This window comes from Pseudomonas sp. GXM4, assembly GCF_008923895.1.
In the GTDB taxonomy this organism is placed as follows: domain Bacteria; phylum Pseudomonadota; class Gammaproteobacteria; order Pseudomonadales; family Pseudomonadaceae; genus Aquipseudomonas; species Aquipseudomonas atacamensis.
Genome location: NZ_WBRZ01000169.1, coordinates 1 through 12,757, shown reverse-complemented (window position 1 = coordinate 12,757; position 12,757 = coordinate 1). Strand labels below are relative to the sequence as shown.

General features: G+C 60.0%; 6 protein-coding genes. 2 read left to right on the top strand and 4 right to left on the bottom strand.

The genetic code is table 11. From position 1 onward, the window contains the following. Positions 1–99: 99 nt before the first annotated feature. The 4 genes from F8N49_RS19145 to aceE form a co-directional block, all read right to left on the bottom strand. Positions 100–2,796: a bifunctional diguanylate cyclase/phosphodiesterase gene (locus F8N49_RS19145; protein ID WP_151552117.1), complete on the bottom strand. Its 2,697-nt coding sequence runs from the start codon at positions 2,794–2,796 to the stop codon at positions 100–102. 254 nt (positions 2,797–3,050) lie between these two features. After that, positions 3,051–4,448 (bottom strand): alkaline phosphatase D family protein, encoded by a 1,398-nt coding sequence (locus tag F8N49_RS19140; protein ID WP_151552115.1) that lies wholly within the window; start codon positions 4,446–4,448, stop codon positions 3,051–3,053. Positions 4,449–4,724: 276 nt separating this feature from the next. Next, entirely contained in the window at positions 4,725–6,686 is a 1,962-nt protein-coding gene (gene aceF / locus F8N49_RS19135; RefSeq protein WP_151552112.1) for a dihydrolipoyllysine-residue acetyltransferase, read from the bottom strand. 11 nt (positions 6,687–6,697) lie between these two features. Next, on the bottom strand, positions 6,698–9,343 hold the full coding sequence (aceE, locus tag F8N49_RS19130; protein WP_024011316.1) for a pyruvate dehydrogenase (acetyl-transferring), homodimeric type: 2,646 nt from the start codon (positions 9,341–9,343) through the stop codon (positions 6,698–6,700). 262 nt (positions 9,344–9,605) lie between these two features. Between aceE and F8N49_RS28345 the strand changes: the two genes are divergently transcribed. Both F8N49_RS28345 and glnE read left to right on the top strand, forming a co-directional pair. Further along, the gene (locus tag F8N49_RS28345; protein ID WP_256205860.1) at positions 9,606–9,731 is read left to right on the top strand and encodes a hypothetical protein; all 126 of its coding nucleotides are present in this window, start codon (positions 9,606–9,608) and stop codon (positions 9,729–9,731) included. Then, a complete protein-coding gene (gene glnE / locus F8N49_RS19125; protein WP_151552110.1) occupies positions 9,728–12,667 on the top strand; it encodes a bifunctional [glutamate--ammonia ligase]-adenylyl-L-tyrosine phosphorylase/[glutamate--ammonia-ligase] adenylyltransferase in 2,940 nt (979 codons plus the stop codon). The genes F8N49_RS28345 and glnE overlap by 4 nt, the downstream gene beginning before the upstream one ends. Positions 12,668–12,757: the final 90 nt, after the last annotated feature.

Genomic DNA, 12,757 nt, shown 5'->3' with positions numbered 1-12,757 from the left:
ATCTTTTGATTTTGCTTTTTAACAACCAGATCAAAAGATCGCAGCCTTCGGCAGCTCCTACAGGGGGCGGCATGTAATGGCGAGAATGGGGTAGAGGCGTTAGAGACAGAGCGGCCCACGCGGATAGCGCTTGAGCGCTTTGATCAGCTCATCGCCCGGAATCGGTCGATCGAACAGATAACCCTGACCGACGTCGCAACGATGGCGGCGCAGGAACGCCAGTTGCTCGGCGGTTTCGATGCCTTCGGCGACAACTTTGAGTTTCAGGTTGTGGGCCATGGCGATCACGGCGGAGGTGATTTCCATGTCGTCCTGGTTGTCGGGGATTTCATGGATGAAGCTGCGATCGATCTTGATGATGTCGATCGGGAATTTCTTCAGATAACTCAGCGACGAGTACCCGGTGCCGAAGTCATCCATGGCCAGGGTCAGGCCCAGGCGTTTTAGCTGGTCGAGCTGCAAATGCGTGTCCTCGGTGGCTTCCAGCAACAAGCCTTCGGTCAGCTCCAGTTCGAGCAGACTGGCCGGCAGCGCTTCTTCCCTGAGGATGTTGGCGATCGAGGCGACCAGATCCGGATCGGAGAACTGTTTCGGTGACAGATTGATTGCCACCTGCAGATTGCCCAGGCCGGCAGCGGTCAGGGATTTGCTCATGCGGCAGGCCTGACGGGCGATCCATTTGCCGATCGGAATGATCAGGCCGGTTTCCTCGGCGACGCTGATGAACTGGTCCGGGCGAATCATGCCGCGTTCCGGGTGGTTCCAGCGCAACAGCGCTTCCATGCCCAGCAGGCGACCGCTGCGCAGGCACAGCTTGGGCTGGTAGAACACGTCCAGTTCGTTCTGCGTGAGGGCGCGGCGCAGGTTGTTCTCGACGAACAGTTTGTAACTGGCTTCGGCGTTCAGCGCTTCAGTGAACACCTGCAACTGGTGTTTGCCGTTGGCCTTGGCCTTGTGCAGCGCCAGGCCGGCGTTGCGCATCAGGGTCTGCGGGTCGCGCCCGTGCAGCGGCGCGCAGGCCAGGCCGACGGAGCCGGTGACGCTGATCAACTGATTGTCGACGAACATCGGCTTGTCGAGGGTCATCAGCAACTGACTGGCAATCTGCTGCCCGGCTTCAAGGTCGGTGTCGTCGAGCAACACGGCGAATTCGTTACTGGCAAAACGCGCCAGACTGCCACTCGGGCTGAGGCTGTTGCGCAGGCGCCGGGCGAGGCTGATCAACAGTTTGTCGCCAGTCTGGTGACCGAGGCTGTCGTTGATCCGCTTGAAGTTGTCGATGTCCACCAGCAACAGGCTGATCGGCGTGTCGCTGTCGCGGGCGAAGCGCTCATCGAGATTGCGGATGAATGCCGGACGGTTTCCAAGGTTGGTCAGGTTGTCGGTATAGGCCAGGCGCTCGATACGTTGTTGCGCGAGTTTGGTCTGGGTGATGTCTTCGTAGATGCCGATGTAATGCGTGAGCTCACGGTTATCGCCGTAGACCTTGGAGATCGACAGCTGGCCCCAGTACGGTTCGAGGTTTTTCCGGCGGCTTTTGAATTCGCCCTGCCAGCTGTTGCTCTGGGCCAGCGCCGAAGGCGCGTCGAACAGCAGTTCGCTGAGGTTTTCCAGCGCCGGCAATTCCGACAGGCGCTGGCCGTGGACTTCCTCGGTGGTGTACTGGGTGATCGCGGTGAAGCTCGGGTTGACGTACTCGACCACGCCGTCGCAGTTGACCAGCAAAAAGGCGTTGGCGCTTTGCTCGACTGCGCGCTGAAACAGATGCAGGGCGCTAGTGGCGGTACGCCGGTTGTGATTGTTGATCACTTGCGCAAACTGGTCGGCCAGTTCGCCGGCAAAGGCGATTTCGTCGGACTGCCAGGCGCGGGTGACGCCGGTCTGTTCCAGGCACAACACGCCGACTACCTGGCCGTCGACGCGAATGCTGGCATCGAGCATGGCGTTGACGTCACGCGGACGCATCGCCTCGGCCATCTCGCGGGTGCGCGGGTCGCGCATGGCGTTGTGCGCATCGATGGCGCGGCTGCTGTGCAGCGCTTCCATGTAATCGGGGAAGCCGCTGATATCGATCGGCTCCGGCAGCAGGTATTCCTGAGTTGCGCGGTGGTAGGCGGAGATCGGCAGCAAGCGCTGGCCTTCGAGGTTCCACAGGCTGGCGCAGTCGATTTCGTAGATATCGCAGGCGCAGCGGGTGATCAGCTCGGCGGCTTCCTGCAGCGAGTTGTGCGTGCTGTAGCGCTGGCGTGCAAGCAGCAGAATCAGATCCTGCTGAGCGCGCACGCGTTCCAGATGCTGCAGTTGTTCCTGCTGGGCACGCTGGTTCAGCTCAAGGGCGATTTGCAGGCGCGAGTTCTGGGTTTCCAGGTCGACCGAAGGCAGCGCCTGGGTTTCGTCGAACACCTCGTCGACCGCCAGCAGGTAGCCGCGCAGCAAATGCCGGTTGTGCTGTTTGTAGGCTTCACCCAGCTCGAGGATGTTCAACGCGCCGGCGGCGGTGTGCAGGGTGTAGCGCACCACGTAATGTGCGCTTTTGCTTAGTTGCTGCTGGATCGCGTCATGCAGTTGATAGCGCGCTTCGGGCTCCATCAGGCTGGCGTAGGGCGAGCCGACCAGTGCGCAGAGCTCGACGGCCGGCTGGCCGAACTGGCGTTCGCAGTTGGGATCAAGGAACAGCATCGCCCAACTGGCTTCATTCAAGCGCTCGAAACGCAGCATGCCGAGCCGCGAGGGCACCGGCAACTGCGTCACTACCTCGGCCGCCATACGGCTGGCGGCATCGGGCTGGCTCTTCATGAAGGAAACTCGCTTGGAAATATGCTGAATGCGCCGGGCTCTCGCCCTCTTGTCTGTTGGCTGCGGCAAGGTTGCATCATTGCGGCACCGACTGACAAGAGAGATGAAGGCCAAGTGCTATAAGAATATGTCGGCTGCAGTGAACATTTCTCCAGTGCACAACTGAAATGAGCAGAAGATCGCAGCCTTGAACAACTCTTGCAGGCGCCACGTAGCCATATAGGAGCTGCCGAAGGCTGCGATCTTTTGGTGTTTCAACGCAATTTCATACTGATCGACTGCAAGTTCTTGCCATCGCGGTCATGGTAATTGACCAATATCTGATCAGCCTCAACGACCACATGCGCAAAATTGTCTTGACTCACCACGGCACTGGTGAGCTCGTGCCGATAATCCCCGGCCGCTGTGCGCACCAGCGGTTGATCGAGGATAAACGTTGAAGCCTTGGCATACGGCAGCAATTTGCTGTTGTGCAACGGCGAGGACACGATGGTGTGCACCTCGAAATCGGTGTCCTCGCTGTGACTCAAGCGACTGGTCAGCGAGCCATGGACGTCGCCGGAGACGAACACCACGTTCTTGATCCGGTGAGTGCGGATGGTTTCCAGCAGCCGCAGACGCTGCTCGGGAAAAGCTTTCCAGGCATCGTCACCGTTGAACTTGCGATCGGGATAGAACATCACGCTGGTCACCACGAATTTCACCCGTGCCGGGCTATGGATCAGCCATTGCAGCAGGGCCTGTTCTTGCTCGATGTCGAGAATGCGCCGGTCATCCTCAGACAAGTTGCGTCGGGTGCGGCTGTCGGTGACGAACCAGGCGATATCGCTGTCGCCGAACTGATACCAATAATGCTTCAAGGTATTCCGGTCTATCTGGCCCTCGCTGTTATATGCGTAAACCGGACTGTGGCTGGCTTGATAAAGTTCATAAGCGGCCATGGCGTTGCGATACAAGTCCTTGTCCGCATCTTTTGCATTGGTGGGCCAGTTATCTTCTATTTCATGATCGTCGAGCATCATGTAAGTCGATGTATTGGACATCAATCGTTGAATATTCGGTTGCGAGAATGCCGTTCGATACTTCTTCAGAATGTCTTTGGCTTCGCGATCCGGTGCAATGATATTCAAATCATCTACATACACTTGATCGCCGGTCATGATCACTGCGCTGACGGGTAGATGACTGTTCTCGACAAGTTGATTGATCGAGCCAAAGATGCGATCGCCCAGTTGCGGCAACGAAGCGATGCCTGCGGTAATCCGCAGATAACGGCAAGATCCGACGATAAAGCCCCGGGGTTGGCTGGCTTGCGCGGTGCGGGTACGAAAGCGGTAGAGCTGTCGCGGCCATTGCAGTGGAAACTCCACCACTGTGTCGATGGTGTGTACCGGATTCATCGGGCTTAACCAGCCGGCTTGATATTCGTATTCACAATCGGCGTCCAGATCCTGTAATACCAGTACGCCCGACATGTCGTTGGCTGAATGCAAAAGTGTAAATACGCTGTTGGACCATTTTTCCGTTCCGGCCTTGCGAACGCGAACTCCGGCAAATACGCGTTTTTTGTCCTGTTGTTCGCCGCGCATGAAAATGCGAACTTCGTTAGTTGTGGCGTGGCCCACGATCGGGCCGATAGTCGGTTTGAACATGATCGATTCCGTTCGAGATTTTAATAAGATGAATTAAATAAGCGGAGCGCATTGAAGCAACTTTCCTGAGCAGAGGTTAGTTGGCCGGCGGCAGAAAATATTGGCGTTAAGTGGACCAGACCTGTGGCCGATGTCAGCGCAGGTTGTAGGAAAGAGGCGCGATCCGGTTTATTTCAGGTAAAAAAAAGCCCCGTCAATTGACGGGGTTGAGGTACGAGCGTGTGGCGCTCGAAAGGGTGCAGCAAGCGGCCCTCCGTCGCCGGAGGGCCGCTTGGGTTACAGCAGGATGGTGCGGATGTCGCCCAACAGGCTGCCCAGACGCTGAGTGAAGCGTGCAGCAGCAGCGCCGTTGATCACGCGGTGATCGTAGGACAGCGACAGTGGCAGCATCAGCTTCGGCTGGAAGGCTTTGCCGTCCCAGACTGGCTGGATGGTTGCCTTGGAAACACCGAGGATCGCCACTTCCGGCGCGTTGACGATCGGCGTGAAGCCGGTGCCGCCAATATGACCGAGGCTGGAAATGGTGAAGCAGGCGCCCTGCATCTCGTCCGAGGACAGCTTCTTGGTGCGGGCTTTTTCAGCCAGCGAAGCCGCTTCGGCTGCCAATTGCAGCAGGCTCTTCTGGTCGACGTTCTTGATCACCGGCACCAGCAGGCCATCCGGAGTGTCGACGGCGAAGCCGATGTTCACGTATTTCTTGCGGATGATCGCCTTGCCGCTTGGTGCCAGCGAACTGTTGAAGTCCGGCAGCTCCTTGAGCAGGTGCGCGCAAGTCTTGAGCAGCAGCGGCAGGATGGTCAGCTTGACGCCAGCCTTCTCGGCCACGGCTTTTTGCGCAACACGGAAGGCTTCCAGCTCGGTGATGTCCGCCGAGTCGAATTGCGTGACGTGTGGCACGTTCAGCCAGCTGCGGTGCAGGTTGGCAGCGCCGACCTGCATCAGACGGGTCATCGGCACTTCTTCGATTTCGCCGAAACGGCTGAAATCGACCACCGGGATCGGCGGGATGCCCGCGCCACCGGTAGCGCCGCCAGCAGCGGCCGGTGCTTCCTTGGCCTTCTGCATCATCGCCTTGACGTAAACCTGCACGTCTTCCTTGAGGATGCGACCGTGCGGACCGCTGGCGCCAACGGCGCTCAGCTCGACGCCGAACTCACGAGCCAGTTGACGCACGGCAGGGCCGGCGTGAACTTTGGCGCCCGGTTTCGCTGGTGTAGCAGTCGGCGCTGCGGCTGGAGCGGCAGCAGGTGCAGCGGCAGCCGGAGCAGCAGCGGCAGGTGCCGGAGCGCTCGGTGCAGCAGCCGCAGCCGGGGCAGCAGCAGGGGCCGCGCCTTTGACTTTGAGCTTGAGGATCAGGTCGCCGGTACCGACTTCGTCATCCAGCTTGATCGAAACGCTTTCGACCACGCCAGCGGCAGGCGATGGAATTTCCATGCTCGCCTTGTCGGACTCCAGGGTGATCAGCGACTGGTCGGCTTCGACGGTGTCGCCGGCCTTGACCAGCACTTCGATGATCTTCGCCTTGCCGGCCGAACCGATGTCCGGAACGTGGATGTCCTGAACGCTGTCGGCAACCGGTGCAGCCGGAGCAGCAGCCGGGGCTGGCGCAGCGGCAGCAGCAGGCGCAGCAGCCTGAGCCGGAGCCGCAGCACCCGCCACTTCCAGATCCAGAATCAGATCGCCAGTGCCGACTTCGTCGTTGAGCTTGACGCTGATGGCCTTGACCACGCCAGCGGCAGGCGACGGGATTTCCATGCTCGCCTTGTCGGATTCCAGGGTGATCAGCGATTGATCAGCCTCGACGGTGTCGCCGACCTTGACCTGGATCTCGATGATCTGTGCCTTGCCCGACGAACCGATGTCCGGCACGTGCACTTGCTGTACCGAAGCGGCAGCAGGGGCAGCAGGGGCAGCGGCAGGCGCGGCAGCAGCAGGTGCGGCAGCCGGTTTCTCTTCGGCTTTCGCAGCAGGTGCGGCGGCAGGTGCAGGGGCCGCTTCAGCGGCGCCCTCGACTTCCAGCTCGAGCAGTTCGTCGCCTTCTTTCAGACGATCGCCCAGCTTCACTTTCAGGCTCTTGATGACGCCGGCTTTCGGGGCCGGCACTTCCATGCTGGCCTTGTCCGATTCCAGGGTCAGGATGCTCTGGTCGGCTTCGATGCGGTCGCCGACCTTCACAAACAGTTCAATTACTTCACCTTCACCGCTGCCGATGTCAGGTACGCGAATGAGTTCGCTCACAAAATGTCTCCTCAGCAGTCCAGTGGGTTGCGTTTTTCCGGGTCGATGCCGAACTTGGCGATGGCTTCGGCCACAACCTTAGGTTCGATATCACCACGGTCAGCCAGTGCTTCCAGGGCTGCCAACACCACGAAATGACGGTCGACTTCGAAGAAATGACGCAGTTTCTTGCGGCTGTCGCTGCGGCCGAAACCGTCGGTGCCCAGGACTTTGAATTCCTTGGACGGTACCCACTGACGGATCTGCTCGGCAAACAGCTTCATGTAGTCGGTAGAAGCAATGACCGGACCTTTACGACCGTTCAGGCACTCTTCGACGTAGCTCAGCTTAGGCTTCTGGCCAGGCTTGAGACGGTTGCTGCGCTCTACAGCGAGGCCGTCGCGACGCAGTTCGTTGAAGCTGGTAACGCTCCAGACGTCAGCGCCGATGTTGAACTCTTCACGCAGGATCTTCGCCGCTTCACGCACTTCGCGCAGGATGGTGCCGGAGCCCATCAGCTGAACGTGGTGCGCCGCATCGCGAGTGTCTTCCTCAAGCAGGTACATGCCTTTCTTGATGCCTTCTTCGGCACCGGCCGGCATGGCTGGCTGCTGGTACGACTCGTTCATCACGGTGATGTAGTAGAAGATGTCCTGTTGCTCTTCGGTCATCTTCTTCATGCCGTCCTGAATGATCACCGCCAGCTCGTAGCCGTAGGTTGGATCGTAGGTGCGGCAGTTCGGGATGGTCGCGGCCAGCAGGTGGCTGTGACCGTCTTCGTGCTGCAGACCTTCACCGTTCAGGGTGGTACGGCCAGCGGTGCCGCCGATCAGGAAGCCACGGGTACGGCTGTCGCCAGCGGCCCAGGCCAGGTCGCCGATACGCTGGAAGCCGAACATCGAGTAGAAGATGTAGAACGGCAGCATTGGCTGGTTGTGGCTGGAGTACGAAGTACCGGCAGCGATGAACGAGCTCATGGCGCCTGCTTCGTTGATGCCTTCTTCAAGGATCTGACCTTTCTGGTCTTCCTTGTAGAACATCACCTGGTCTTTATCGACTGGCTCGTAGAGCTGGCCGACGGAGGAGTAGATACCCAGCTGACGGAACATGCCTTCCATACCGAAGGTACGGGCTTCGTCCGGGATGATCGGGACGATGCGCGGGCCGATTTCCTTGTCCTTGACCAGTTGCGCGAGGATCCGCACGAAAGCCATGGTGGTGGAAATTTCACGGTCGCCCGAGCCATCGAGGATGGCTTTCAGGGTGTCCAGGTCCGGAGTCGGTACGCTGAAGCTCTGCGCACGGCGCTGCGGCACGAAACCGCCCAGTGCGGCACGGCGCTCGGCGAGGTAACGGGCTTCGGCGCTGTTTGGCTCTGGCTTGAAGAACGGCAGGTTCTCCAGCTCTTCGTCCTTGACCGGGATGTCGAAGCGGTCGCGGAACAGCTTCAGGCTGTCGACGTCGACTTTCTTGGTGTTGTGCGCAGTGTTTTTCGCTTCGCCGGCACCGGTGCCATAACCCTTGATGGTCTTGGCGAGGATGACGGTCGGTTGTTCCTTGTGGTTGACCGCTTCGTGGTACGCCGCATAGACCTTGTACGGGTCGTGGCCGCCACGGTTGAGTTTCCAGATCTCGTCGTCGGACAGATCGGCAACCATTGCCTTGAGTTCAGGCGTGTTGAAGAAGTGCTCGCGAACGAACGCGCCGTCTTTGGCTTTGTAGTTCTGGTACTCGCCGTCGATGACTTCGTCCATGCGACGTTGCAGGATGCCGTCGACGTCTTTGGCCAGCAGCGGGTCCCAGAAACGGCCCCAGATGACTTTGGTCACGTTCCACTGAGCGCCGCGGAACACGCCTTCGAGTTCCTGGATGATCTTGCCGTTGCCGCGAACCGGGCCGTCGAGGCGCTGCAGGTTGCAGTTGATGACGAAGATCAGGTTGTCCAGCTTCTCGCGGCCGGCCAGGGAGATCGCGCCCAGGGATTCCGGCTCGTCGCACTCGCCGTCGCCCAGGAAGCACCAGACTTTCTGTTTGCCCGGCTGGATGAAACCGCGGTGCTCCAGGTACTTCATGAAGCGCGCCTGGTAGATCGCCTGGATCGGACCCAGACCCATCGATACGGTCGGGAACTGCCAGAAGTCAGGCATCAGCCAAGGGTGCGGATAGGACGACAGGCCTTGACCATCAACTTCCTGACGGAAGTTGTTCATCTGGTCTTCGGTGATGCGACCTTCCATGAATGCGCGGGCGTAAACGCCTGGCGAGGTGTGGCCCTGGAAGTAGATCAGGTCGCCGCCGTGTTCGTCGGTCGGGGCCTGGAAGAAATAGTTGAAGCCGATGTCATACAGGGTCGCACTGGAAGCGAAGCTGGAGATGTGACCACCCAGGTCCGAATCTCGCAGGTTCGTGCGCATTACCATGGCCATCGCGTTCCAGCGTACCAGCGAGCGAATGCGGCGTTCCATGAACAGGTCGCCAGGCATGCGTGCTTCGTGGGTAACGGGGATCGTGTTGCGGTAAGGCGTGGTGATCGCGTAAGGGAGCTGCGAGCCGCTGCGGGTCGCGAGTTCGCCCATACGGGTCATCAGATAGTGAGCACGGTCTTCGCCTTCTTTGTCGAGAACCGATTCCAGGGCGTCCAGCCATTCCTGGGTTTCGACGGGATCGAGGTCTTGCATGGCTTGCTCCAGGGCGGAAAGGCTTCCAGAATCGGTTGCCTGAGTTTGCGACTGGCCTTGTGGGCAGACGATTTAAAATTCTTGGATTGCCGACAGGTTGTTCCGGCGGCGTGTAGTTTTACTACAAATCTTCCGGCATTTCAGCCTTTCGAATGTATAGACGAGTAGTAAAACTACAGATGAAAGGCTTGTGGCCTCCGACTGCGTTGTGAGAATAATCGTTAAGGCGGGTCGATTTCCATCCGAATAAGGTGAAAGTTTGATGCTGGATGCCAAAGAAGAAGAAATTTCAGCTATTTCTAACTTTTGTTCGACAGTCCTTCACGTAGCGGGTTTTCATCATTCACTACAAGCGGCCCTCAATACGCCGATCAAGGATAGACCATGACCCTGCCCGTGCTTGCCGAACTGCCCGCCATTCTCCTGCCGTTGGTCAGCCGATCCGAGCAGTCGTTCCGTACGTCCGTCGCCGCTCTTGAAGACGATCACGGCCTGTCGAACTGGACGTCGGAACGCTGGGCGCAATTCGCCCGCGTCACGGCCGCCAGCGAATTTGTCATTGAACAGAGCATTCGTGACCCTTTGATGTTGTTGTCGCTGGTGGCGTCCGGCGAACTTGATCGAGCGTTTGCGCCCGGCGAACTGTGCGCACAGATCGCCGCCGCCGTGAACAGCGCGCAGAGCGAAGACGAACTCGGCCGCGCCTTGCGCCGCCAGCGCGCACGCCATCAGGTGCGGATCATCTGGCGCGACCTGACCCGTCAGGCCGATCTGGTGCAGACCTGTCGCGACCTCTCGGACATGGCCGACGCCACCATTGATCAGGCTTATCAATGGCTGTACAGCCGTCATTGCGAGCAATTCGGCACGCCTACCGGGCGGCGCAGCGGTGAGCCGCAGCAGATGGTCATTCTCGGCATGGGCAAGCTCGGCGCGGTCGAGCTGAATCTGTCTTCCGACATCGACCTGATCTTCGCCTACCCCGAAGGCGGCGAAACCGTCGGCGTGAAACGCTCGCTGGATAATCAGGAATTCTTCATCCGCCTCGGCCAGCGTCTGATCAAGGCGCTGGATCCGATGACCGTCGACGGCTTCGTCTTCCGCGTCGACATGCGCCTGCGTCCATACGGATCGTCTGGTGCGCTGGTGCTCAGCTTCAACGCGCTGGAGCAGTATTACCAGGATCAGGGCCGCGACTGGGAACGCTACGCGATGATCAAGGCGCGGGTGGTGGCTGGCGATCAGGTCTCCGGCGCGCAGTTGCTCGACATGCTGCGGCCGTTCGTCTATCGGCGCTATCTGGACTTCTCGGCGATCGAAGCGCTGCGCACGATGAAGCAGTTGATCCAGCAGGAAGTGCGGCGCAAGGGCATGGCCGACAACATCAAGCTCGGCTCCGGCGGCATCCGCGAGGTCGAGTTCATCGCTCAGGCCTTTCAATTGATCCACGGTGGCCGCGACCTGAGCCTGCAACAGCGTCCTCTATTAAAGGTGCTGAGCACGCTGGAAGGGCAGGGCTATCTGCCGCCGGCGGTGGTCAGTGAATTGCGCGAAGGGTACGAGTTTCTGCGTTACACCGAACATGCCATTCAAGCGATTGCCGACCGTCAGACGCAGATGCTGCCGGACAGCGCTCAGGATCAGGCGCGCATCGCCTTCATGCTGGGCTTCGCCGATTGGTCGGCGTTCCATGAACAACTGATGTACTGGCGCGGGCGCGTGGCCTGGCATTTCGCCCAGGTGATCGCCGATCCCGATGAGGAAGAGGGCAGCGAAAGCGAAGTGGTGGTCGGTGGCGAATGGCTGCCGCTGTGGGAGGAAGAACAGGACGAGGAGGCCGCGTGCCGGCAGTTGCAGGAAGGCGGTTTCGTCGATGCCGGCAAAGCCCTGAAAGCGCTGGCCGGTTTGCGTGGCAGTCCGCAATTGCGCGCGATGCAGCGGCTGGGACGCGAGCGTCTCGATGCTTTTATTCCGCGACTGCTTGCGCAAGCGGTGGAGCATGACAATCCCGATCTGGTGCTCGAGCGCGTGCTGCCACTGGTGGAAGCGGTGGCGCGGCGTTCGGCGTATCTGGTGTTGCTCACGGAAAACCCCGGTGCGCTGCGCCGCCTGCTGACCCTGTGTGCGGCGAGCCCGTGGATTGCCGAGCAGATCACGCGCTTCCCGCTGCTGCTCGACGAATTGCTCAACGAAGGTCGTCTGTTCAAGCCGCCGTTGGCGCCGGAACTGGCGGCCGAGTTGCGCGAACGCCTGACGCGAATTCCCGAAGACGACCTCGAGCAGCAAATGGAAGCCCTGCGCCATTTCAAACTGGCGCACCGCTTGCGCGTCGCCGCTTCGGAAATTGCAGGCAGCCTGCCGCTGATGAAAGTCAGCGATTACCTGACCTGGCTGGCCGAAGCGATTCTCGAACAGGTGCTAGCCCTGGCCTGGCGGCAGACCGTGGCCAAGTACGGCACGCCGCTGCGCACCGACGGCACGCTGTGCGATCCCGGCTTCATCATTGTCGGTTATGGCAAAGTCGGCGGTATCGAATTGGGGCATGGTTCCGATCTGGATCTGGTGTTCATCCATGACGGCGATCCGCAGGCGGAAACCGACGGGCCGAAATCCATCGACGGCGCGCAGTTCTTCACGCGTTTGGGGCAGCGGATCATTCATTTGCTTACGGCGCAGACCAACTCCGGCCAGCTGTATGAAGTGGATGTGCGCCTGCGGCCGTCCGGTGCTTCCGGGCTGTTGGTGAGCTCACTCGGCGCGTTCGCGCGCTATCAGGAAAACGAAGCCTGGACGTGGGAGCATCAGGCTTTGGTGCGCGCGCGGGTGCTGGTGGGCAGTCAGGATGTTGGCCAGGCTTTTGAAAAAGTCCGCGCGCAGGTGTTGGGCAAACCACGGGATCTGGCCAGGCTGCAGCAGGAAGTCAGCGAGATGCGCGCGAAGATGCGCGACAACCTCGGCACCCGCAGCACCGCAGCCGGCACGGCGGCGAATGCCTTCGACGCGGGCGTGCCGTTTGACCTCAAGCAGGACGCCGGAGGTATCGTCGATATTGAATTTATGGTGCAATACGCGGCCCTGGCGTGGTCGCACAGCCATCCACCGCTGCTGCGCTGGACCGATAACATCCGCATTCTGGAAGAGCTGGAACACGAACGGCTGATGCCCGCCGAAGATGCCAGTCTGTTGCGTGAGGCCTACAAGGCCTACCGCTCCGCCGCCCACCGGCAGGCCTTGCAGAAGGACGCCGGGGTGATACCGGGCGACCAGTTTGCCGACGAACGCCGGCAGGTTTTGCGGATATGGCAAGAGATGGGGCTAAGCTGAAAGCGGTTTATGCAGCACCCAATACCCTGTGGGAGCGAGCTTGCTCGCGAAGGCGGAGTGTCAGACGACACCGATGTCGGATGTGATGGC

Excerpts from the sequence above, each read along its gene's own strand:
- aceE (WP_024011316.1), bottom strand. The coding sequence starts at position 9,343 with ATGCAAGACCTCGATCCCGTCGAAACCCAGGAATGGCTGGACGCCCTG.
- F8N49_RS19145 (WP_151552117.1), bottom strand. The coding sequence starts at position 2,796 with ATGAAGAGCCAGCCCGATGCCGCCAGCCGTATGGCGGCCGAGGTAGTG.
- glnE (WP_151552110.1), top strand. The coding sequence starts at position 9,728 with ATGACCCTGCCCGTGCTTGCCGAACTGCCCGCCATTCTCCTGCCGTTG.
- F8N49_RS28345 (WP_256205860.1), top strand. The coding sequence starts at position 9,606 with ATGCTGGATGCCAAAGAAGAAGAAATTTCAGCTATTTCTAACTTTTGT.
- F8N49_RS19140 (WP_151552115.1), bottom strand. The coding sequence starts at position 4,448 with ATGTTCAAACCGACTATCGGCCCGATCGTGGGCCACGCCACAACTAAC.